This is a genomic window from Microbulbifer regidiadema (SeqCode) (assembly GCF_052467605.1).
In genome coordinates, this window is the sequence record NZ_CP174316.1 from 3,639,834 (window position 1) to 3,662,091 (window position 22,258).

General features: G+C 57.9%; 18 protein-coding genes. 3 read left to right on the top strand and 15 right to left on the bottom strand.

Annotated elements, in window-relative coordinates:
* The first annotated feature begins 69 nt into the window (after window positions 1–69).
* A complete protein-coding gene (locus tag ACJJIF_RS16475) occupies window positions 70–861 on the top strand; it encodes a GNAT family N-acetyltransferase (RefSeq protein WP_444929410.1) in 792 nt (263 codons plus the stop codon).
* Between the two features lie 7 nt (window positions 862–868).
* On the opposite strand, the gene epmA is transcribed toward ACJJIF_RS16475, so the two are convergent.
* The 4 genes from epmA to ACJJIF_RS16495 form a co-directional block, all read right to left on the bottom strand.
* The gene (gene epmA, locus ACJJIF_RS16480; RefSeq protein WP_444929411.1) at window positions 869–1,822 is read right to left on the bottom strand and encodes an EF-P lysine aminoacylase EpmA; all 954 of its coding nucleotides are present in this window, start codon (window positions 1,820–1,822) and stop codon (window positions 869–871) included.
* A 53-nt stretch (window positions 1,823–1,875) separates the two neighbouring features.
* Complete coding sequence (gene efp, locus ACJJIF_RS16485; RefSeq protein WP_444929412.1) at window positions 1,876–2,448, bottom strand: elongation factor P; 573 nt, start codon at window positions 2,446–2,448, stop codon at window positions 1,876–1,878.
* Between the two features lie 289 nt (window positions 2,449–2,737).
* Entirely contained in the window at window positions 2,738–3,532 is a 795-nt protein-coding gene (locus ACJJIF_RS16490; RefSeq protein ID WP_444929413.1) for an aldolase, read from the bottom strand.
* A gap of 202 nt (window positions 3,533–3,734) precedes the next feature.
* Entirely contained in the window at window positions 3,735–4,445 is a 711-nt protein-coding gene (locus ACJJIF_RS16495; protein ID WP_444929414.1) for an iron-containing redox enzyme family protein, read from the bottom strand.
* Between the two features lie 842 nt (window positions 4,446–5,287).
* On the opposite strand from ACJJIF_RS16495, the gene epmB reads away from it, so the two are divergent.
* The gene (gene epmB / locus ACJJIF_RS16500) at window positions 5,288–6,310 is read left to right on the top strand and encodes an EF-P beta-lysylation protein EpmB (protein WP_444929415.1); all 1,023 of its coding nucleotides are present in this window, start codon (window positions 5,288–5,290) and stop codon (window positions 6,308–6,310) included.
* 21 nt (window positions 6,311–6,331) lie between these two features.
* Here the strand turns inward: epmB and ACJJIF_RS16505 are convergent, their stop codons facing one another.
* Window positions 6,332–6,943, bottom strand: a complete 612-nt coding sequence (locus ACJJIF_RS16505) for a hypothetical protein (RefSeq protein ID WP_444929416.1) — start codon at window positions 6,941–6,943, stop codon at window positions 6,332–6,334.
* A 559-nt stretch (window positions 6,944–7,502) separates the two neighbouring features.
* Between ACJJIF_RS16505 and ACJJIF_RS16510 the strand changes: the two genes are divergently transcribed.
* Window positions 7,503–8,228 (top strand): autoinducer binding domain-containing protein, encoded by a 726-nt coding sequence (locus ACJJIF_RS16510; protein WP_444929417.1) that lies wholly within the window; start codon window positions 7,503–7,505, stop codon window positions 8,226–8,228.
* Here ACJJIF_RS16510 and ACJJIF_RS16515 read toward each other — a convergent pair.
* From ACJJIF_RS16515 to ACJJIF_RS16560, 10 genes are all read right to left on the bottom strand, one after another.
* Window positions 8,225–9,763 (bottom strand): AMP-binding protein, encoded by a 1,539-nt coding sequence (locus tag ACJJIF_RS16515; RefSeq protein WP_444929418.1) that lies wholly within the window; start codon window positions 9,761–9,763, stop codon window positions 8,225–8,227. The two genes, ACJJIF_RS16510 and ACJJIF_RS16515, sit on opposite strands and share 4 nt — an antisense overlap.
* Before the next feature lie 93 nt (window positions 9,764–9,856).
* Window positions 9,857–10,675, bottom strand: a complete 819-nt coding sequence (locus tag ACJJIF_RS16520; protein WP_444929419.1) for a class I fructose-bisphosphate aldolase — start codon at window positions 10,673–10,675, stop codon at window positions 9,857–9,859.
* A 31-nt stretch (window positions 10,676–10,706) separates the two neighbouring features.
* Entirely contained in the window at window positions 10,707–12,029 is a 1,323-nt protein-coding gene (locus tag ACJJIF_RS16525; protein ID WP_444929420.1) for an ABC transporter permease, read from the bottom strand.
* 8 nt (window positions 12,030–12,037) lie between these two features.
* Window positions 12,038–14,047 (bottom strand): outer membrane lipoprotein-sorting protein, encoded by a 2,010-nt coding sequence (locus ACJJIF_RS16530; protein ID WP_444929421.1) that lies wholly within the window; start codon window positions 14,045–14,047, stop codon window positions 12,038–12,040.
* Complete coding sequence (locus ACJJIF_RS16535; protein WP_444929422.1) at window positions 14,047–14,781, bottom strand: ABC transporter ATP-binding protein; 735 nt, start codon at window positions 14,779–14,781, stop codon at window positions 14,047–14,049. Before ACJJIF_RS16535 ends, ACJJIF_RS16530 begins: the two co-directional genes overlap by 1 nt.
* A 38-nt stretch (window positions 14,782–14,819) precedes the next feature.
* The gene (locus tag ACJJIF_RS16540) at window positions 14,820–16,070 is read right to left on the bottom strand and encodes a hypothetical protein (protein WP_444929423.1); all 1,251 of its coding nucleotides are present in this window, start codon (window positions 16,068–16,070) and stop codon (window positions 14,820–14,822) included.
* A complete protein-coding gene (locus tag ACJJIF_RS16545; RefSeq protein WP_444929424.1) occupies window positions 16,040–17,815 on the bottom strand; it encodes a class I adenylate-forming enzyme family protein in 1,776 nt (591 codons plus the stop codon). The genes ACJJIF_RS16540 and ACJJIF_RS16545 overlap by 31 nt, the downstream gene beginning before the upstream one ends.
* Before the next feature lie 6 nt (window positions 17,816–17,821).
* Complete coding sequence (locus tag ACJJIF_RS16550; RefSeq protein ID WP_444929425.1) at window positions 17,822–19,234, bottom strand: hypothetical protein; 1,413 nt, start codon at window positions 19,232–19,234, stop codon at window positions 17,822–17,824.
* 10 nt (window positions 19,235–19,244) lie between these two features.
* A complete protein-coding gene (locus ACJJIF_RS16555; protein ID WP_444929426.1) occupies window positions 19,245–20,354 on the bottom strand; it encodes an SDR family oxidoreductase in 1,110 nt (369 codons plus the stop codon).
* A gap of 65 nt (window positions 20,355–20,419) precedes the next feature.
* Complete coding sequence (locus tag ACJJIF_RS16560; RefSeq protein ID WP_444929427.1) at window positions 20,420–21,733, bottom strand: 3-dehydroquinate synthase II domain-containing protein; 1,314 nt, start codon at window positions 21,731–21,733, stop codon at window positions 20,420–20,422.
* Window positions 21,734–22,258: the final 525 nt, after the last annotated feature.

Consider the following 22,258-nt stretch of genomic DNA (forward strand, 5'->3'; position numbering starts at 1 on the left):
CCCGCAGCAACGCTGTCTGCGGGGTTGGGTTCACTGGGGAAATGACGCAACAGCACTATCCTTTGACCCATGAAATACAGTCTCAGCGCGAAAAATCTCGTCTGCCGCAATTTGGAGGCTTACGCGGACTACCGCGCAGGCCTGCTAAACCCCGATGGCACCAAGGAAATTACCGGCATTGTCCGCAGTGATAGCGGCCTGCCCTCTGCGGGGCTCAATCAGGTGTTTTCCAATATGGTGATGCCGCCGCGTATTATTCAGCGCTTTGTGCTGGATTATTTTGCCGAGCGGCACAGCCCTTTCACCCTCTGGCACAGCGCCTCAAAACCCCTGGACAACGACACCCTGGACGCACTGGGGTTAAAGCGGCGCCAGTCCCTGGTGGCTATGGCGGTGGAGATCGAGAAGCTCAGCACTGCCGAGCCCCCGGCGGTGGAACAACTGGCCATTGCTGCGGTGCAGGCGGAGAATTTGTCCGACTATGGTGCGGTGCAGGCTGCGGTGGCAGGGGAGCCCGAGGGGGCGCAACTGGCGCGCTTCTATCGGGGCCTGCAAGAGATTCCCGAACAGCGGCGCGGGCGCCTGAAACTGTTTCTCGCCCGTTTGGATGGCGTGCCGGTAGCTGCCGCGTGTCTGTTTGCGGCCGCCGATGCCCTGGGCCTCTACGACTCGGTGACGCTGCCGGATTACCGGCAGCGGGGAATTGGCCGGGCCCTGTTTAGCCATTTAGCCGCTGCGGCGCGGGGTGGCCAACACCGCAGCCTGGTGACCTTGGTGCCCGCCGATCGCCAGCAGCTGTTGCTCGACAGTGGTTTTTTTGCGGTCGGCGAACTCGCCCGCTACCAGTACAGCTCGCCGTAAGCGGCCGCTAGGCGCGGCTGAAAGGGAAGGCGATCACTTCTTCGATGGACTGGTAGCCGGCTTTTAGCATCAGCAGCCGGTCGACTCCCAGGGCGACACCGGCACACTCCGGCATGCCCTGATCCAGGGCCGCCACCAGGCGCTCTTCAAACGGGTGTAGCGGGCGCTGGTGACTGCGGCGGTATTCCAGGTCTTGGACAAAACGGCGCCGCTGCTCGTCGCTGTCGGTCAGCTCCCAGTAGCCGTTGGCCAGTTCCAATCCCCCCACATAGGCCTCGAAGCGCCTAGCCACGGGAACCCCCTCTTTATCTGTCACCACTTTTGCCAGTGCCGCCTGCTCTGCGGGAAAATCGTAGAGCAGGGTGATGCCCTCGTTCATGCTGGGCTCCAGGCGGTGGCTCATCAGCAGGTCCAGGCACTCGCCGCGCTCGCGGGGGACAAAGGACAACTCCATCTCCCGTTCAACGCAGGCGATCAGCTCGGCTTCGCTGGCGCTGTGGGGGTCCAGTTGCAGCTCTCGCAAAAACAGCTCCCGGTAACTGAGGGACTGAACCTGCTCGGTGGCCAAAATACCCCTGAGCAGCTCGGAGACTTCCCCCATCAGCTGGTGGTCATCCCAGCCGCAGCGGTACCACTCCAGCATGGTGAACTCGGGGTTGTGGCGGCCGCCGGATTCGCCTTGGCGGAAGGCTTTGCCCAGGTAGTAGCAATCCCCCAATCCCGCTGCCAACAGACGCTTTAAACCAAACTCGGGGCTGGTGGCCAGGTAGGCGTTTTCGCCCCGGCACTCGGTGGTGATGGACTCGATATGGGGGTCGCTGGTGGCGCGCTGGGACAGTACCGGCACCTCGGCTTCCAGCACGTCGCGGGCGGCAAAAAAAGTGCGAATTTCAGCGAGTAGCGCTGCGCGCTGGCGCAGGGCGGCAATGGTGGCGGTGGGGCGCCAGGTATCTGTGTTCATGGGGGTAGCTCTGGAGACGAGCGGCCGGAGGCCGCTCGGAGGGTAGGGCGTGCTCAGTCTTCCTTGGCACGGCCCAGGTATTCGGCGGTGCGGGTGTCGACCTTGATGGTTTCACCGATCTCCAGGAACAGGGGAACCTTCACTACTGCGCCGGTAACCAGAGTGGCCGGCTTGGTGCCGCCCTGGGCGGTGTCGCCGCGCAGGCCCGGGTCGGTATCGGTGATTTCCAGAATCACGTGGTTGGGCGGAGTCACTGCCAGCGGCGAGCCGTTGTACAGGGTTACAGTGCAAATATCCTGCTCTTTGAGCCACTTGGCCGCATCGCCCACCGCATCGCTGCTGGCTTGGTGCTGCTCAAAAGTCTCGGGCTCCATGAAATGGTAAAACTCGCCGTCGTTGTACAAGTATTCCATTTCGCGGTCCATTACGTCCGCCGCTTCCAGGCTCTCACCGGAGCGGAAGGTGCGCTCCCATACGCGACCGGTTTTCAGGTTGCGCAGCTTGACGCGGTTGAACGCCTGGCCCTTACCAGGTTTGACGAATTCGTTTTCCACGATTGAGCAGGGGTCGCCGTCCAGCATCACCTTGAGGCCGCCCTTGAATTCGTTAGTGGAGTAACTAGCCATAGCAAATAGAGCCCTTTAAGTCATTTATCTATATGATTTTTAACGAGTTTTTGGTTTCTAGCCGGTTCCGGCCAAGGCTGGGTGCCCGCCACAAATGCTAGCCACAGGTAACTCGTCTGGCTGGGGAAAAGAGACTTTACCGCCAGCCCTGTACGATGGAGCGGGATTATACAGGAGGCTGGGAGCTGGAACGAATAACCTGGGAGATAATGGGGGCGGGCGCCACAGATATTGCGGCGCCGGGCGCGCCACTGGGCAGTGGATGCCGGCTCCACTGCCCCTGACGGGCTTAGCTTAGAGGGTCTTCCCCGCCGCCGTAACCTCTCCTCTGCATGCGGCGCACAAAGTAAGCAAACGTTGCCTGTGTGCGTTTTTCCTGAAGAATCCAGTCGTGGGCTTCGCGGCCCAGTTCCGGGTCAATATCCTGAATGGTACCGGCGGACTCGGCCAGGATTTGCAGCTTGGCCGCGCGCTCGCACTGAACCGCCATAACGCAGGCCTCCTCCACAGAGCGGCAGGCCATAATCAGGCCGTGGTGGCCGAGCAGGATTGCGCGCTTGTCTGCGATCGCCGCAGAAATCAATTCCCCCTCACTGTTGCCCACAGGTACTCCCGGCCAGTCTTTGAGGAAAGCAATATCCTCATACAGCATACAGGCGTCCATATGGGAAATTTTCAGCGGGCGCTCCAGCATGGACAGCGCGCACACGTGCATGGGGTGGGTGTGCACAATACAGTTCACATCGGGGCGCGCGCGGTAGATCCAGGAGTGGAAGCGGTTGGCGGGGTTGGCCATCCCCTCGCCGGACAGTACCTCTAGGTCTTCGTTGACCTCGAGTAAATTGGATGAGGTAATTTCATCGAAGCCGAGGCCCAGGCGCTGGGTGTAATAGGTCCCGGGCTTTTCGCTGCGGGCAGTAATTTGTCCTGCCAGGCCAGAGTCGTGGCCGTCGTTAAATAAGATTCGACAAGTCAGCGCCAGCTTTTCTCGCAGCGACCACTCGGGTGTGCTGAGGTGCTGTTTCATCGCTTCACTGGCCCGTTCAACCAGTTCGTTTTTTGCCATTGATAGTGTGTTAGCCATGTGTATCTCCAATTCTCACAGCAAGTTAAATTATTTTTGCACTATTTAATAAAATTTCCTTATTTATTAATGCTTGGCAAAATAATTTATAAAAACCTAACTCAAAATTATTCGATCTTTGTCGAATTTATGTTGGTGGCATTTCCCTATGCCGGAGCTTTCTCCAACAACACCTGTGAGCGGGTTGATTGGTACTTGCTGTTTAAGCGGTGACAGCTTCAGCCTGTTTATGTTTGGAGGCGTGGTAGGCGCTTTCAATAGAATCGAAGAATTGTAGGCGGGCCTCTACAAGGTGGCGCCCGGCTTCGAGCATGATGTCCAGTTGGCTGGGATCTTTGGAGGCGATATCCACCATAATATCGCGAATGGTTTCTGCGTGGCCGTCATCACACTCAATGTGCAGGAGGAAAAATTCCATCTCTTTATCGGTTACGCCACAGGAGCGAAATCCGGCCACAATATCGCTGTATAAATCGGGGACCAGCGCTTCAGCGCCCAGGCACAGAGCGCCGAGTCCGGCGCTGGCTCTGAGATCGCGACAGTTCTTGAACATGGCGTCGATCAAGTGCTGGGTGCCGGGTAAAACTTCGGCGTTTTCCAGGGTTAAACCAAAATGTTCAAGGGTTTCACGATAAATAATCGCGTGTGGTTTGGGGCTGTCGGGCTCCAGGCCTAACTCTTCCATCAGGTTTTCTGCCAGCTCCAGAACTTCATGGTTGCTGGGCAGGTTGGCCATCATTGCGCACAGGTATCTAACGAAAAAACCACTGTAAATACCTTGCTGAACCAAAAATATTTTCAGTTCATCCAGAGTGATGGAGCCTTCGCGACAGCGTTTTAAGAAAGGATGTGCGCGAGTTTGCTCAATGAGTAGGTCTTTATTGGCTTCAAGCAATTCAAGCTGCATTTCCATCGGGTAATTCCTTTTTGTAATTCTAAACTTTCTGTGTGAACACCTTTTAGGTGTTTTTATTTATTTCTCGATAGTGTCCACCTTCGGGTGGGGCGGCAAAATAATTTTCTTTGCCGGCGTTTAAATTAACATCGAATTAACCCTATTGGGAATAAGGGAATTGTGATTTTTTTGTTATTTTGTTGGCATTTTTTTTGTGTTGCCGCCTGTTAGTGGTTTTTATTTTGCTAGTGAGCGGTTTTCTTTTTGCTTTATCCTTTTTTATTCTCTTGAAGGTGGTGGTTTTTTTGACTGTGGTGGTTGCCTAAAAACATTGGTTGGGTGGGTTTTTATCAGTGAGTAATCACTCCAGTGGTAAGAGTTAATGCTCGCTGTCTTCTGCCATAAAGTGGGGCGCATCTCCGGTAAAGAAAGGTAAAGGATTTTGTGGGGAATTTGCGCGGTAAATTTTTTGTGAGTGTTTGCGAGTTTCTGCATGGTTTAAGGGGGCTGGTACTGCGCGATGCTTCTGCGGCCCGCTGCAATAACTGTTTATTTCAGTTGTATCACGGCCAGAGCAAATCGATTTTTATTGAATTATCTGTAGGGTGAATCGTGACTTTGATTAGGGGCTATGCCTATCAGGGAGCCCTTAAATGATTGCGTAATATGTCTGCGGGTCTTTCACAGTGCCTCGTAAACAGTCTGGCATTCCCGCGAAGTCGCGCCTTGATTGAGAGCCGCTCTGCAAGCTGGAGGCATCGCGAAATTATTCAGAGGCCCCTCAGCTCAAGGATGGTGTAGCGGGGCAGGGCTAGTTGCCTGGGATCTGTTACAATTCGTTATTTTGTAGTGTACCCACAATGGCGTTATCGGCCCCCGACATAGCACTTATCGACACGCAGGAAACCCGCCGCTGGCAGGACGAATTGTCTGATTTGGTCACAGAGCCGGCAGAGTTAATTGACTTATTGCAGCTGGACCCCAGCCAAGTGCCCGATGCTTTAAGAGCTGCGTCGGGCTTCTCCCTGCGTGTTCCGCGGCCCTTTGTGCGCAGAATGCGCCCCGGTGATCCCAGCGATCCCTTGCTCTTACAGGTTTTGCCGGGCGCATCGGAATTGGAGCGGGTACCGGGATTTAGCGCCGATCCCTTGCAGGAGGCCGAGGCCAATCCGCTGCCCGGTGTCGTGCATAAATATCACGGGCGCTTGCTACTGATTGCCGCAGGGCAGTGCGCGGTGAATTGCCGCTACTGTTTTCGCCGGGAATTCCCCTATGGCGACAATCACCTGACCCGCAAGCAGGGCTTGGCCGCGCTGGAGTATATCCGCGCGCGCACGGAGTTGCGCGAAGTTATCTTGAGCGGTGGTGACCCCTTGGTGCTGAGTGATCGACAGCTCGCCTGGTTGTCGGGAGAACTGGCGCAGATCGCCCACCTGGATAAATTAAGAATTCACAGCCGTTTGCCGATCGTCGCACCGAGCCGGGTAAACCGCGAGATGCTGGAGTGGTTTGCGGGCTCCCGTTTAAAGCCGGTATTGGTATTGCACTGCAATCATGCCCGTGAAATTGATAGCGAAGTCAGATCGGCCCTGCTGCGCCTGCGCGAGGCTGGCGTGACCCTGCTCAATCAGGCGGTATTGCTTAAAGGGGTGAACGACAGCGCGGCGGCGTTGGAGGCACTGAGTGAAACCCTATTTGATGCCGGCGTGCTGCCTTACTATTTACACCAATTGGACCGGGTTAACGGCGCCGCCCATTTTGAGGTGTCCGACCAGCAGGCCGTGGAAATTATCGAACAGCTACGCCACCGTGTACCCGGCTACCTAGTGCCAAAATTAGTGCGTGAAATCCCCGGTGTACCGTCTAAATCTCCGGTGTTGTAACGCCTTGGCCAAGCGCGTTACTTAGCAGCTGGTCAGGCAGTATTCCTGCGGCAGTGGCACCGGGTAATAGGTGCCACTAAAAGTGCTTACTATGGTGAGCCCAACTACCAGCCCAACCGCTATGACAGCCCCAGCACTGCGATCCAGGGCTGCGCTTGAAAATTTTTCCCGAAATATCCAACGTAAACCACAGGCGAGATGGGTAAAGAAAGATACCACTGCCAGGGTGTAGTAGGGGGCAAAGAAGATCGGGTAGGCCTTTGCTTGCAGGCCGGCTGCGGCAAAAAAGAAATTAGTATCCAGGCCCTGTACCCACCTGCCGTACATCACTGCTGATATATGAAACATTAAAAAGAAGGCCAGATAGCCGCCAGATACTGCTTGGGCACGATCGAAAAAGCCCTGCCGTTGCCCCCACCTTTTAACAATAAAGGTAAGCCCTGATAGCACCTGGAAAAGGGCGCAACCGAGCAGTAGGACTTCGATAATTTGTCTCCGATAAATTTGTCGGAAACTCTGCATAAAATTGATATGGGTCTCAATGCCCGCTAGGGCTACCAGGTGATTGGTGATATGGCAGAGGATGTACATACTAATGGTGAGGGCGGAAAGTCGGTGTAGTGTGTGAAGCATGGGCGGAACTCCTTTCTGCCGTTGGCTCTCTATCGCTAACTTTAAAGTGTTTTTTCACTGTGTGACTAAACGAAAAAACCACACTATCAATCATATCGCTTCAGCAGTTTTCGTTGAAGCTGTTTTAAATTCTATTGTCTTTTGCCAAATTCTCACTTGCGGGTTTTGCGCGATATTTAGCCTTTGTTGCAGTGATGTTTATTTTTTTAAAAAAAATAGGCCAGAATTGATAGATTTTTTGCGGGGTTAATCGTTATGTTTTTAGGCTTGCTGGGATGGTTTGCAGATTTTCTTTGCCTACTGTGAAGAGCAGCTGTTGGCTGGCTGATAGGTGTGTGTCTGTGGTGGGGCATATTTTTGTTGCCTTATCCTTTTGTTAATAGTTTGTATATATTTCGCTTCTGTGTGATATGTCGGGTTGCTTTTTAATAGGTGAAGCGTTAATAAGTTGCTTGGCGGGTAAACTGTTTTCTATTTTTGTCATGCGCCAGAGTTATTATCCAGAGGTTTTTTGCGGATAAGTGTGAAGACGTTTTTGTAAGAAGTCGGAGAGGGAATTTTGTATCCGAAAAAGGAAGTTATTCAGGCCCTGCCGGAATTGTTGAATGCACAGACAATTCAACAGGTTAAGGACCGTGTGCAACGCTCTATTAGTGCGATAGGGTTTGATTATTATCTTATTGGGTTGGAAGATCCTGCTGGTACCCTCGAGCAGTATTCGGTAGAAACCAACTATCCCAGTGACTGCATTGAGAACTATAGCCGGGGAAAATGGGTAACCCGCGACCCGGTCGTGCGCCACTGCCGCCAGTCGCCAATCCCGATGATCTGGCACCGGGCACATTTTTCCGGTGACGCTGGGCGGATATATGAGGAGTCCGAATCCCACGGTATTGCCTCCGGTGTTTCCACAGCACTGCGCGGTGCCAGACAGAGCCGCTTAATGATGATTTCTGTTGCCAATGGAGCGACTTACACCCCAAGGCTCGGCAGCTGGTTGCAGGAAACCATGCCTATGATTCAATTGCTCGCTTCATACGCCTACGAGGCGATTAGCCGCATTGACCAGGGGGCCGTCGCTGCTGAAATCGGGCTCACCCGCCGCGAAGGGGAGTGCCTGCACTGGGCGGCAGTAGGCAAGACGTCCTGGGAAATTTCCAGGATTCTCGGCTGCTCTGAGGCCACAGTGAATTTCCATATTCGCAATGTGATACAGAAACTCGGCGTCGCCAACCGCCGCCAAGCTGTGGCCAGGGCACTCTCTATCGGTTTGATCAGACCTTAAGCCAATACTGCGCCGGCACGGGCGGCCTGCTGGCCGATAAAGCTGCGCAGTTCCTGCCGCTTGAGTTTGCCACTGGGGGTACTGGCAATATCCTCCACTAGCTCAATGCGGTCGGGGCACAGGGCGCGGGGGTGCAGTTGCTCCCGGATTCTCTTCATCAGGTCGTCCACCAGTGCGGTTGCCGAGTAGCCGCTATTATTGGCAACCACATAAGCGCGCAATCGAATCAACCCTTCGGCCGTTTCAATAGGCAGGGCTGCGGCTTTGGCTACCCGTTTATCCGCGAGTAGAAATGCTTCGAGTTCCTGCGGGCTGACCCAGTGCCCAGCCACTTTAATTCGCTCGCTGTCGCGGGAAATAAAATGAAACCCCTTTTTATCCCGTGAGAAAAGATCGCTGGTTGCGAAGGGCTGTTTTACCGCTTGCAGTTCACCCGTAGCGGGTACCAGGTAGCCGAGCATCAGGCAGCCACGAGATAGAGACAGGCTGATATCGTCGCCGTCACCGTGAGGGATTTCGCTGTAGCGAAATCCCTCGACTTTTTGCAGAGCTTCTTCGCCACTAGCCAATTCAGATAAATAGGGGGCGAAGGTTTCGGTGGTGCCGATTGAGTCTAGAATTTGCGCACCGCTCCAGGCCTGCCAACGTCTGCGCACTACGGCGGGTAAGCGCTCACCGGCGGAGAGGGACAGGCGCAAATGCTCCAGCTGATATTCGCGCTCGGCACGGGACATTAATAAATGGTAGAGGGTTGGCACTGCGAGAAAGACACTGACTTTTTCCGCTTCGATAACATCGAGAAAATCGCAGTGCTGTTTCCATTGGGGCAACATAATGGCAGTGGCTCCCCGGCTCAGGGGAACGTGCAGTCCCTGTAAGCCAAAGGAAAAGAAGGGACCGGTAGTGGCAAGCACCCGATCCTCTGCGCGGATATTCCACAGCGGACCACTGACCGTGCGCTCGAACTCCCAAAAAGAGCGGTGGCTGTGCACACAGAGTTTTGGTCTTCCGGTGGAGCCGGAGGTGGCCAGCACCAGGGCGGGTCTCAGGTCCAGGTCTGCCGCCAGCCGGCTGATTTCACTGGTTGCCACCGACCCCGCTGCGAGGCCGCTCAATTCCTCGATCGATGACATAGGCTCGAAAGGTGCGCACAGGTCAGCCCCCTCTACGCTGGGGGCTGCCAGGATTACCTTGGGATCAAAATCTTCCCACAGATTGCGGTAGTGTCCCTGAGGGAGGGACGGGTGGACCATAAATGGCAGGTGGCCACTGCGCATAGCCGCCAGCCAGTAAACGGTATTTTCCAGTGTGGCCCCGCCGACCAGGGCGATGCGCTGTTGGCTGCGGCTGCCGGCCAGGTGTAAGTTCAGATCAATGGCTGCGGCAAAGCTCAGCTGCTGCAACTTTCGGTAACTGATACTGCGGCGGCCGGAGGGGGCGATTTCAATGAGTGCAGGGTGGTCGCCCCGGCCATCGCGAACATGGCGATCGACCAGTAGATCGACACATCCCTGATTGGAATCTAAAGGGTTCACGGCAAGGCTTCTCCTCAGTTGCCTGCTGCACCGGCAATCGGGCCGGCACACTATTTTGGTGGTGCAGCGGTGCGCTGCATTACCCGAGTTTTGTTACAGGGCCAGCTCCGGCTCCTGTTGATTCAGTGTCAATGAGCGGGCAAAGCCGCTCTCCGACAGCACGTCATCGCGGAATACGCTTTGCAGTTGCATCAGGGTTGTGGCCGGATTGGAGCGCTGAAATACATTGCGCCCCACACAGATACCCCCGGCCCCGAACTCCACTGTCGCCGCAGCTAACTCAATCAATGCGCGTTCATCGGCCAGGGCGCCACCGGCAAATAGCACGGGGGTATGGTCCTGAATGCCATCGATAAGTTCGGGAATGCGTTGTAGATTTTGCGGTGCCGCCACCTTGAGTGCATCCACGCCCAGCTCTACAGCGGTGCGCATAAAGTGACGCAGACGCTCGAGGCCCTGGGCATCGCTGCTTTTGTCATAAACCATATTCAGCACCGGCATTCCCCAGGAGTGGGCCTCGTCCACAACGTGACCGATCAAGCGCAAATTGTGGGATGCGGTTGCTGCGGAGAAATTGGTTTGGATTGAAACGGCATCGGCCCCCAGGCGCACGGCGGCCTCAACGGTGGTGACCAGCTGCTTGATATCCGGCTGCTCATCGGTGCATACGGAACCATTGAGGTGAATAATCAGTCCACAGTCGAGCTTGCCGCCGAGGCGCTCCGCCAGGCCCTTGTGCAGGACAACGCCAGTTACCGCGTCTGTATCGAGCCAGCTGAGCATCTCCTCCGGTCGCTGGATACCGGCAATCGGGCCCACAGTCAGGCCGTGATCTAAAGGGACTACCAGTGCTTTACCGGACTGGGGATCTACAAAGCGCTTCCAGCGCCTATTGCGTGCCATTTCAGTCATTGAAATTTCTCCTTTGCTTGTGAGGTGGCGGCTATGCGTCGGAGAGCACCGCGCGAATTGGCCTTCTCAGTATTTTGCGAGTGGGAATGGCGCTGGCGACAGCTGCGATCAGGACCAGGGCGCAAGCCGTTGCCAGATAAATGGGAATAACCCAGGCGAGGTCGACGGGGATAGCATTGGTTGAGCCCGGTGGCGTCCACATAATTTGCGCGGCGCGGACGGCCCAGACAATTGCGGCGGTAATGCCGATACCCAGTGCCGCAGCGGCCAGGGCCAGCCAGCTGTTTTCCAGTGCCGTCAGTGTCAGCACAAAGCGGCGGGTAAAGCCGAGGCTGCGCAGGGTGGCGAATTCCCGCGCGCGCTGGGAAAAGTTCATATAGCTGGCATTCAGCAGGCTGGTAAAACCAATGGCGCAGGCGATGATTGCGATAAAGTTGAGGAAGCCACTCAGCACCGCTTTAAACTGGTGGTAAAACGCGGCGCGATCGGACCACAGGAACACCTCGATATCGCTGAGCCCCGCCTGTTGCAGCTGCCCCTTGATTCGGGCCTGGGCTGCACCGACATCGGCGCTGTCACTCAGCAACACGTGATACTCGCTCACATCGGAGGTGTTCAGCAGGGCCTGGGCATCGGCCATGGGCAGAACGACGAGTCGATCATTTATCTCTTTAATGCCCCAGTCCATGATGCCGGTGGGTAGCGCGCGTATCGCGTTGACCCTGGCGGTCCCACGGGTGGTGGCGGTCAGCTCCAGGGGACCGGGTGGGCAGTTGATGGGGCGCGACTCGGGCGTGTCCCCGGGTTGCAGCGGTGCGAAGCCCACCGAGGGGATTTCGCAGCCGAGTATCGCCGCCAACCCCTGGCCGAGAATCAAAGGTTCAGCACGGGTTTCCATCCACAGGGGAGTGCCCGCCACCACATCGTACTCGTAGGCGGGGCCCTTGATGGCGCGGATTTCCCGTACATCCTGGCCGATACCGGCGAAGATACTGCTCACCTGGGCATTGGAGACCATGCCGGAAATACGCAGGATGCGAGCGCTGGCGACAACGTCTGGGTCCGATGCCAGCACTGAATTGATATCCCCTTGTAGCTCGGCGGTCAGCGGCAATTGCCCCGCGCCTTCGACCTGTCGCGCCAGGTCGGAAGCGGGTCTTTCAATCACCAGGTGACCCCGTGCCCCCCAGTGCATAAAGGCATCGCGGATCAGTGCCACACTGGACTGGGTGTAGCCGGCCAGCAGACACAGGGCGAGCACCGAAATACTCATCACCACAAAAGTGCCCAGAGTTTTGCGCCCCTGGCGCCACAAATTGCGCAGGGACATTGTCAGCAATAATTTAGCGGTCATGTGGGCTCCTACAGAGTCATCAGTGTGTCGACGGTAAACAGGCTTTCCGGCGGCTTGGCCAGTGATACCTGGGCGTACTCAAGCACGCTGTAGCGGTCGGGAAAGTTCGCGTTGACGATCTTCATCTGCGACACAAAAGGCTGCTTTCTGTCCCCCACCTGCACCTGGTTGCCGTACTCGAACAGGGCGATCTTGAGGGGCATGCCACTGGCGGTGAGAAATTCCGCTTTCACTCCCAGCAGGGTGTTTTTGTCGAGGTAATAAACGATGGACTCATAGGTCGCGCTGTCAGTGGCGGCGGTGAGTTTCAGTTTGTGGCAGGGTGTTCCGTCAACTTCAGCACTACCCAGGTATTCCGGTGTGTAGTCGCGGGCGTACTGAGTGGAGGCGATATCGCCATTGGCCGCCTCGCCTACGAGCCGTTGCTGCGGGCTGATACTGATGGGTTTGCGCAGCCCCGGTTTGGCGTACCACATGGCGCGGGAGGCGATAAGGATTTTCTCGCCCCGGTAGCGCCTGGGTGCTGTGGTCATGGCCAGGGCCCGCCCGTCCCGCACAGCGATATCGTAATCGGTCTCGGTGGTGCCGGCGGGGTCTTCAGTGTGAATGCGCAACTTCCACTGGTAGCTGCCCCAACCCCCGCGAGCCAGGTCTGCCTCGTGTAGCCAGTGGCGCATAATTTCCTTGTCGGGGGTGGCCGTTGCCGCTACTTCCAGCGGTTCAGCTGCCTGGGGTTGCACGGGGAATAGGGTCAGTGCTACGACCACACTGGCTGTGGCGGATAGCAACTGGGTAAGCGGTACGCTGCGGCGCCCGGGGCGAACTTCTCCGCCGACTTTTTTGCGCGCGGTCAGCAGCGCGCCGAGAGTGATACCGGCCCCGACACAGGCAATGGCGCCGAGGGCTGTGGATAGGGGCAGGTCCAGGTTCAGACGGGCCGGCTCAGAGATGCGCGGCAACTGGGTTTCTGCACCGGCGGCGCCGAGGGTTAGCATTGCAATATAAGCGGCAATGGTGGCGACCACGGCCGCAGCGACGGTGGTTAGCAGGCTCTCCCTGACAAACAGACCGGCGATGCGTTTGCGGCTAAAACCGAGCGAGCGCAGCATACCGATTTCGCGGGTGCGATCGGCTACATTCATCGCCAGGGTGTGTTGGATGGTGGTGAGGGCAATAGTGAACACCACCAGGCCGGTGAAGGCGAAGACCATATTAAAAAACCCCATAAAACTGGTGTAGAGCTGGCCGATCTGGGGGTGGTCCCAGGTGGTCACTTCAAAACGGCCCGGCGCCTCACTCGCGAGGCTTGCCGTCAGCTGTTCGCGGAATGGGCCGCTGTGCTGGCGGTTGTCGAGCTGAATCACCACCCTGGAAACGGCATCGGTATCGTAGAGGGATTGCAGCAGCGCCAGCGGTGCCTTGAGCCCCTTGTCTTCAATCGCCTCAATACCGGTGGAGAAGTCACCCAGTAAGGGCGCCTCAATAGCGTTGATCCGGTTGGCGTAGGAGGCGCTGAACAGCTGGAGTTCGGTGCCTTTGGCGGGGTAGCCGAGCAGGTCCTGCAACTGGGGGGTAAGGAGCAACCCATCCTCCGGTGGAGGAGTGGCAGCCAGGGGGCTAGCCGCTTGCAGTGCCCGCTCAAAAGCCGGGTCTATGCCCCGGGCCAGGAATACGGCGTTTTCACTGCCCGCCTGCACCACCCCCACGCCGGCCAGCTGGTTGGAGGCGCGCAGAAAATGGGGTAACTCGGCACTCACCCGATGGATCAGGGCCTGCTCGCTCTTATCCAGCGAGTACTGGGCTGGGGAGGCGGCCAGCTGCTCCGGGCCGTCGGTGCGATATACCTGTACGTGGGCGTTGGCGTCGCGATAGATCACGACTGAGGCCAGAGACCCTTCAACGAAGCGGATATAGCTGAGAAACATCAGCACCGCGAACAAACCCACGGCCACCGCGATTACGGTGGCGAGGGTGCGCCTGCGGTCGCGGTACAGGTTGCGAAAAGCCATCGACCACATTACGCCACCTCGCTTGTATCTGTTGTTAATTCGGCCGCTGCAGTGAGCGGCGCTTCAGCGGCGCTGTCGCTCAGGTGGCCATCGCGCAGCTCTACGACCCGCTTGACGTGTTGCAGCAGGCGCTGGTCGTGGGTGGAAAAGACAAAGGTGACACCCTGTTCCCGGTTCAACTGTTTCATTAACTCCACCAGGGAGAGGGCGCTGGCGGTGTCCAGGCTAGCGGTGGGCTCATCGGCGAGGATCAGCTTCGGTTCTGTCACCAGTGCTCTGGCCACCGCGACCCGCTGCCGCTGGCCACCGGATAATTGATCCGGGCGGAAGCCGGCGAAGCGACTCAGGTTCACAGCGGCCAGGGATGCCTGGGCGCGCCGGCGCATTTCCGCCTTGCTCAGTCCGTGCAGATACAGGGGCAACATAACGTTTTCCAATGCGCTCAATACCGGCACCAGGTTAAAGTTCTGAAAAATAATGCCGTAGGTGCGGGAGCGCAGGGTGTCCAGTTGGCGATCGCTGAGCTGGCTGACCGCTTGACCGGCTACGCGAATCTCGCCAGAGGTGGCACTGTCGAGGCAGCCGATCAGATTCAGCATGGTGGTTTTACCGCTACCACTGGGGCCGGTGATCGCGACAAAATCGCCTTTTTGCACCGTGAAGTCGACGCTGTTGAGGGCGGTGACTTGGACTTCGCCGAGCTGGTAGCGCTTGGTCACAGATTCGAATTCGACCAGGTTCATCTTGTTCTCCATTTTTTCGCTCTATCCATGTGTTCCATTCAGAAAAAGAGGTCCACAGCCAGGTAACTGCTGCTGGTCACCGGTTGGCTCAGCGCCAGATCCTCGTTGGCGCGGCTGCCGGAGAGACCCAAATAGAGGGTGACGCTGTCGCTGGGGCTGTAGGAAAGTTCGGCAAAGCCGCTGCTGCTGGATTGGTCCAGGCCCTGCAATACCCTGGCAGTAAGGCTCCAGCGGCGGTCGCCAAACAGCTTTGGCCAAGTGGTTTGCAGCAGGGCGTATTGGCGCTGTACAAACGGGTGCAGTGGGCGGTTGCGGGATGGCCCGCTGCCCGCTGATGGCAGGGCGGCGAGCTGAGGGTTGCGCAGTTCAGTCCCGCTCAGGGCATAGCCGTTATAGATAAGTTCGAGGCCGGTTTCGGCGCCGGAAGTGGCGCCGTAGCGCAGATTGATCACTCCGTCCCAGCGCCAGTGACTGCGGTTTTGCACCAGTTCGATACCTGTGCCACTGGACTGTGCGTAGCCCCGCGAAGCGGCAAACTCTGCGCCGAGGGTCCAGGCATCGCCGAGGCCGTGCTGGAAGTAGCCGCCGGCATAGGGTTGAAAACCGCCGCCAGCAGCGATGACAGCGCCGATGCTGGTCACCTGGCCCTCGACCCAATTCCACTCGGCCCGGGTTAGCTGGAAGCTGCCACCGCTGTCGATAGCCTCCACGGTGTCCAGGCGCGGATCCGCCACCAACAGGCTTGCGCGCCCCCGGGCGGAGATATCGGTACTGGCGAAAACCATGGGCTTGCCGGGAATATCCCGCCGTGGTGTCACGGCGCCGTTGTCGGGAAACAGTCGGTTGGTGGGGCTGTAGAGCAGTGATGGGCCCCAACCCTGTAGGCGCTTGCCGGCGCCGAAACGGGTGCCGCCACCAGTTTCGTAGAGCAGGTAGCCCTCGGCAAACCAGTCTGGGTAGGGATCTGGTACTGTGGCCGGGCGCTCATCTTTGTCCGCAGCGAGGCGGGGTTTGAGAACGATCCGGGTGCCGTTGCAATAGCCTTGGGTGCAGCGTATTTGTAAGTCCAGACGCAGCTCGGCGGCGCTGCGTCGGGTGTCATCATCCCCCAGAGCTTCGCCCAATTGCTCGCGCTCGTGGATCATCTGTAGACTCAATTCGTAGTCGCTGATCCAGGTTTTACTGTTGCCGCTGGTATCGAAGGCCCACTGGGTCTGGCCCAGGGCGGGGATTGTCGCAGTGGATATGGCGGCGGCAATCAGGCGCTTTGCAAGGCTGTGTCTTCGCACGGGGCCGCCTCCGTAATTGCCGTGTGCGGCTGTTGCACTATCGGGGTGTAGCGCTCGCGCAGGCGACGTTTGAGGGTTTTACCGGTGGCGCCCATGGGGAATTCTGCCCAGTCGATCACCCACAGGTAATCCAGTCGCTGCTCCGGCGGGAGCTGGGCGTTGAGACTTTTGCGCAGGGATTCCGCCTCTGCCAGGTCGGCACCCACCTGTGGGGCGACAACGGCTGCCGGCATCTCGGGGCCGTTTGGGTAGGGGCGCAAACCGAACACACAGGTGTCGAGCACGCCACTTTGCTTCAGCACGATTTCTTCCAGGGGCAGGGTGTACACCGGTCCGGTGGCGCTGTGGATCACGTCCACCTCCCGATCCAGGTGGACAATTTCCCCATCGCTGCCCTGGCGTACCATATCCCCGGTAAACCACCAGCCGTCCAGGGTTGAGGCGTAGTAGACGTCGTGGGCATTCCAGTAACCGTCGAACATGCTCTTGCCCTTGATCATCAGGCGTCCCACTTGGCCTTTGGGCACGGGAACCCCGTCGGCGTCGGCAATCTTGATCATTGGGCCCAGGGGTGTTTTGCGACCCACACGGCGGTCGAAGTGTCGGGTCCAGGGAGTGGTGATACGCAGGAGTGCGGCAATACCCACTTCACTGGAGCCGAGGCCGTCGACAAATAGTGAGCCGCGCCAGGGCAGGCCCAGGCGGGTGAAGAAGGAGCCGTGAGCGATAAATGCGCGCTGCTGTACCTCGTGACTGGCATCGGCGGTAGTGCCCCAAATACGCACGCTGTCCAGGGGTTGATCCAGGGCGCCGGATTCCATTAGGCGTGTGTAAGTGACGGGAAACCCAAAGAAAACACTGGGCTCGCGTTTGTGCAGCTGCGACACCAGCTCTTTTGCCTCCAGCTTGTCATCCAGAATGACGTGTATTCCCATCATCAGCATACCGTGCAGGTAGAGATGGGAGACCTGGTGGTTCAGCGGCAGGGCAAAACAGGCCAGGTCGCGGGTGGAAATGGGGTTGAACAGCACTATGGAGCGCAGGGACTGTGCGATGCCCTCCTGTTTCAGGATTACCCCTTTGGGGGTGCCGGTGGTACCCGAGGTGTGAACAATATAGAGGGGATCGGCGGCGCCTCGGGGGCACTCAGGTACCGGGGGCAGGGGTTCGAGTAGCAGTGCTGCCAGGCTGTGTACGCTCGGGGTCAGGTGCTTGTCGCTATCGGTCAGCACGACCGCTGTAAGCCCTGTAATAAAACGGGTGGCACTATCGGTATTGCTGAGCTTTTGCCAGCCATGGGTATCGGTGAGCAGCAGCTTCACCCCCATGCGCTCCATATAGCTTGCCGCTGTATCGGGGGCGATACGGCCGTTGATGGGGACTGCGATAGCTCCGATGCGCAATGCGGCGACTGAGAACAGGAAGTAGTCGAACTGGTTGGCTTTGTAGATGGCGACCCGGTCTCCTGCACTGACCCCCAGGTGGCTCCAACAGGCCGATAGTTGTCGGACGGTGCGCAGGATTAGCGGGGCACTCCAGTGCTGTTCGCGACTCCAGCTAAGTGGTCGCGTGAGTTCGATCAGTTCGCGCTCGCCGTGACGGCGCGTGGCAAATTCCAGGGCGCGATCGACGCGGTTGTCCCAGCTGGCCAGCAGGGAGAGTCGCCCCCAGTAGCCGAGCTGTAGCAGGACAAAAGCCAGGTAGCCCAGTACCAGGGTTAAGGGGATAGCAATGGCGTAGCTCATAGTGCATCAACTCCGGTGAGTGGGGGATAGCTCGTCCAGCAGCTTGCGCAACTCACCGAGGAAGGGGGCTGCGAATTCTGCGTGGATATCGGCAAACGCCGAGCGGCGATAAACCAGATCCAATTGCATCCGGCCGTTGACGGTGGGGGTATAGAGAATGAAGTCGTAGGGCGGCACTAGGCAGCCGAAGCCCACATAGCTCTGGGTTTTGTGTTGCTCGGAACCAAAGTGAGAAAAGTCCTCCTCGATCCGCCCCGGGTTGGAGTAACAGGCATTGGTGCCGAGGGCCCGATTCAGCAGGCGCCGCGCCAAGCCGTGCAGGGGGCGCAGTCGCAGTATCGGCAGCAGGGTTTCCAGCCTTGCGATTTCAGTGCTGACCCGGCCACTGCCCCGCGCCTTAGCCATGGCGCTGTGCATGTTTTCCAGTAGGAGCGGGGTGCTCAGGCCGGTGCGCAGGCGAATCCCGGTGGGGATTAGATAGTTGCGAAAGCTGCGGTCGTAGCGGGGGGCTATCAGCCGGCGCAGGCTCACCGCACAGGTCATGCGCAAATAGCCGGACTTGTGCCGACCTGAAGTTTCCATCAGTCGCGCCAGGGCGCTGCACAGCAGGGTGTTTATGGTGACCCCATTGGACTTGGCTGTGTTGGCCAGGCGCTCTTCCAGGGCTCTGGGCATCAGGCTCTGGAAAAAATCCAGTTGGCCGATTTCCCGGTGAGTGTCCGCAGTCTCCCAGCGCTGTCCGCGTAGTTTTACCGGCATGCCGCTGTCGTTGCGCATCAGGTCGAGCCCCACACTGGCAAATGCTTGCAGCCAGCGATAGCCGCGCTTTAGGGGGCGGAACCAGTCCGGGCGAATTTCCGGCAGCGGTGTGAAGGGCAGCGCCTGACTGGGGGCAAGCGCACCGGGGACACCGCTGATATGGGCGTAGTGGTCGATGATCGCGCGCAGCAGCAGACAGTCACTGCGGGCGTCGGCGACGCCGTGATGACTGCTCAGATAGACGCAGGAGTTGTGCCCCTTGCCGCCATTGACCAGCAAGACCTGGAGGGGCGGGCGATCGCGCCACTGCAGGCGGTGCGCCGAGCTGAAATCCATCAGCAGCTGGCGGAAATCGGGATCGTTGAAGTCGCAGGCCCCCACATACTCCAGGTAGTGCACCCATTGGTGGGCGCCGGTATCTACTTCGTGCAGCTGCTGACCTTTGGGGCGGGTGCGCAGCAGCGGTATCTGCCCCGCCGCACGCTGCACACTCTGCTCCAGTAATTGTGGTTGGATTTGCCCGCTGACGATCAGGATCTGGTTGGTGTTGACGTTGGCCAGCTCACCCAAGTGAACAAAGAACTCGGCCATGGCATCGATGGGCTGGGGGGCCGTGGCGGTGACTTCGGCGGCGGTTGTCGAGGCGGTGAAACTGTCCATGGTCAGCTCCTCAGATCACTTCGGCAGTTTCAGCCTTCTCGGCCGCACTGGTTTGGGTGGCTGTGGGTTTTTCGGCATACCAGGCGCACAGCGCCCAGACCTCTTGCGCAGATAGGGGTTTAACGGGTTCAGTGCGCCCGGTAACGGCATCCAGGCGGGAGCGGTCGAAGTGCCACTCGATGCGCATAAAGCGCTGGTTGAGCCTTACGGCCCGATCAAATTTTTGTTCGATCGAGGTGCTGGGGTTGCCCAGGTGGGCCTTCACTCCGGCGACATCCGCCCAAATCTGCACCATTTTTTCTGCCGGCACTGCAACGCCGCCGGAGCAGTGGAATACCTCGAACTCTCCGGAATCTGCGCTGCGCAGGGTTAGTGAACAGGCGTCGGCGCACAGCTGGTCCACGGAAACCAGGTCCAGACGCGGCTCTGGCAGCAGGTCGACGGCGAGATCGCAGTTGCCCGCGCCGGCCACGGCCAACATGGCGTCCTGGAACATGTAAAAACCAAAGCCGTTACGGTGTACCCAGTGGGTATGGCGGTGCCCCACGACTACGCTGGGGCGGAAGATCGTGATCGGCAGGTGGTTGCGCCGCGACAGCAGGTGTAGGGAGTGCTCCGCGCTCCACTTGGTGGTCTGGTAGGTATTCACCATCTGGCTGAAGGGGTGCAGCTCTTCCTTCACTTCACCGCCGGCCATACCCGCGACATAGGCGGTGGAGACGTAATAGAAGCGCCGGCACTTGGGCGCCTGTTGCTGAACGTTCTGGTAGAGCCGCGCGGTATTGCCCACATTGGTGTTAATAGCGCTTTCCAGCTTATGGGGGGAGTAGCTCATCTCCGCCGCTACATGCCACACCTCGGTCACACTACTGAGATCGGTTGCGGTGAGAATATTTTCCAGCGCACTGAAATCCGTATCGATCACTGTCAGGTGGTTTTCAACTGCGCCGCTCACATCCAGCTGGCAGCCGTGTGCAGCGGTGAGTACGGCATTGATTGTGCGAATGCTGTCTGGATCATTGCGGGATAGGGCGATGACTTTAACCCCGCGAGCTAAAAGGTTTGCCGCCAGTGCGCTGCCGACAAAGCCGGTTGCGCCGGTGATGAGTACCTGGTGCACTTTCACTCTCCTTGTATATCCGGTCGGTGATTTGGCGGAGGCGCAGCGCGCCTCCGGGCGGGGAATCAGAGTTCGATAATGTGTTCGTCGACTTTCACACCGACGTGGCGGCCGGGTTCGGTGCCGAAGCCCAGTACGCGATCGCCGGGCTTGAGTTCGGTGACATTCAGCGGGGTTGCCTTGTCGGAGAACACGCGCACATGCCAGTCGTCCTGCATGATGATGTTCACCTTGCGGTTTTGCGGGAAGGTGGCCTCAATCAGGAGCAGCGGGCGAATTTCTGTTTTGGTGCGCCCCACGTAAACCTGGCGGGTTTCCCCTTTGGCGTTGACTGTGGTCAGTTGGCTGCCGGCGCGCAGTTCGCTGATATAACTGGTGCGATCATTGCTTTGGAATACATAGCTGTGTACCGAGGCGGCGTTGATACGGAATGGACGCAGTTCCATATACGGCAGGTGGAACACCTCCGGACAGCAGAGAATGCCGCCAGTTGAGGTCGAGCCCACCAGGATGCCCTCATCCGGGTTGAACATATGGGTGGTGTCGATACAGGCTCGATAGCCCAGGCCCAGGTGAGTGATGCGGTCAATAACGCCCACTTCGATATCTATTTTCGGCGAGGTCTGCGCATCCATTTTGTTGGCGAAACGGTCGAACTGTTCCATGGAGGTGAAAGAGGCGAGGACCCCGTCACTGCCAAGCTCGAGGACGCCGAGTGCGATGACGGCATCGTCTACATCCTGGTGCACCTCTTTGAGCAGTACTGTGTTGGTCTTGTGCAGTTCGGCAATGACCAGTTCCAGCGGGATATTGGTGGGGTCTTTGAAGGACACCATCAGATGGTCGTAGTGCATGCCCTGGTGGAAAGAGGTGTGCAGGCTCTCGGCATTGTCTACGTGAATACGCAGGCTGGTGCGCAGGCCGGTTTCGCTCGCGGCACTCAGTACCTGGGCTTCGTAGCTGGATACGATTGCGGGTTTTCCCTGCTCGGCGCTGTCTTGCAACCGCTGGGCAAATTTTTCCCACTCGCCCATATCCTCCAAATGCACGACCCGCTGTAATCTGGGGGAGGCGGCTTCGTTTAAAAGATCAAAATTATCGGCGTAGAGGACAATACCGTTGTAACGCCCCTGGCCGAGACGCTGGGTAATCGCCTTGCGGGTTTCCTCATCCAGTGTTTTGAGAACATTGGAGTCATACCAGAGTACATGCTCGCGACTGTCGCGCACTTCGGTGGTTGCGGGAAAAAGAGCGGTGTTGGCGGGCGGTACTGGCTCCAGCGGTGTGGTGGGCTCGCGCCTGGATGGGGAAGCTTTTTCCTGTGTCGCTTTGCGGTTTTTTTTCGGGGTAGCAGGGCGTTTGCTCTCAACTTGTTCCATGTCGGTTTCCTGGTGACGTTTGAAAATCTGTGGAGCTGGCTGAGGGAATCGGGGGCGGCTCGATAAGTGAGTCGGATCACTGGGGATTCCCCAGTAATGGCTTCCCTGCATCTGGCCAGCGGCCATAAATACCGGCGGTTAGACTAAGTTCGAGGGTGGGGAGCGTCACCTAGCAAAACTGTTAGGTGCGGTTGCTTGGCGCCTCTGTTAACACTTTTTACTGGCGTGCTAATTGAGTTTTTTATCGCTACAAGGCGTATTTAATTAACCGTCTCAGAATTTAAATGGAGCTGTATGTATGACGATGGTTTTCGCAGCTCTGGAATGGCTATTAGCGGAAGTCGCGGGGAAATGAGGCGGAGCATGTTTATTTCCCCAGCGCAGCGAGCCGGCTGGCGGGGGAAAGCGCAGGGTTGGAGAAGTAAACTCCCAGCAAATTGATCTATGCTAACGGCTCTATCTCTATGCTCGATATATTTACCCGCTCGATCGGTTTCCCAGGCAGGCCATCCCAAGGGCAGGTAA

Bases quoted from the DNA above. Each gene is read 5' to 3' on its own strand.
- ACJJIF_RS16475 (WP_444929410.1), top strand. From the start codon at position 70: ATGAAATACAGTCTCAGCGCGAAAAATCTCGTCTGCCGCAATTTGGAG.
- epmA (WP_444929411.1), bottom strand. From the start codon at position 1,822: ATGAACACAGATACCTGGCGCCCCACCGCCACCATTGCCGCCCTGCGC.
- efp (WP_444929412.1), bottom strand. From the start codon at position 2,448: ATGGCTAGTTACTCCACTAACGAATTCAAGGGCGGCCTCAAGGTGATG.
- ACJJIF_RS16490 (WP_444929413.1), bottom strand. From the start codon at position 3,532: ATGGCTAACACACTATCAATGGCAAAAAACGAACTGGTTGAACGGGCC.
- ACJJIF_RS16495 (WP_444929414.1), bottom strand. From the start codon at position 4,445: ATGGAAATGCAGCTTGAATTGCTTGAAGCCAATAAAGACCTACTCATT.
- epmB (WP_444929415.1), top strand. From the start codon at position 5,288: ATGGCGTTATCGGCCCCCGACATAGCACTTATCGACACGCAGGAAACC.
- ACJJIF_RS16505 (WP_444929416.1), bottom strand. From the start codon at position 6,943: ATGCTTCACACACTACACCGACTTTCCGCCCTCACCATTAGTATGTAC.
- ACJJIF_RS16520 (WP_444929419.1), bottom strand. From the start codon at position 10,675: ATGACTGAAATGGCACGCAATAGGCGCTGGAAGCGCTTTGTAGATCCC.
- ACJJIF_RS16525 (WP_444929420.1), bottom strand. From the start codon at position 12,029: ATGACCGCTAAATTATTGCTGACAATGTCCCTGCGCAATTTGTGGCGC.
- ACJJIF_RS16530 (WP_444929421.1), bottom strand. From the start codon at position 14,047: ATGTGGTCGATGGCTTTTCGCAACCTGTACCGCGACCGCAGGCGCACC.
- ACJJIF_RS16535 (WP_444929422.1), bottom strand. From the start codon at position 14,781: ATGAACCTGGTCGAATTCGAATCTGTGACCAAGCGCTACCAGCTCGGC.
- ACJJIF_RS16545 (WP_444929424.1), bottom strand. From the start codon at position 17,815: ATGAGCTACGCCATTGCTATCCCCTTAACCCTGGTACTGGGCTACCTG.
- ACJJIF_RS16550 (WP_444929425.1), bottom strand. From the start codon at position 19,234: ATGGACAGTTTCACCGCCTCGACAACCGCCGCCGAAGTCACCGCCACG.
- ACJJIF_RS16560 (WP_444929427.1), bottom strand. From the start codon at position 21,733: ATGGAACAAGTTGAGAGCAAACGCCCTGCTACCCCGAAAAAAAACCGC.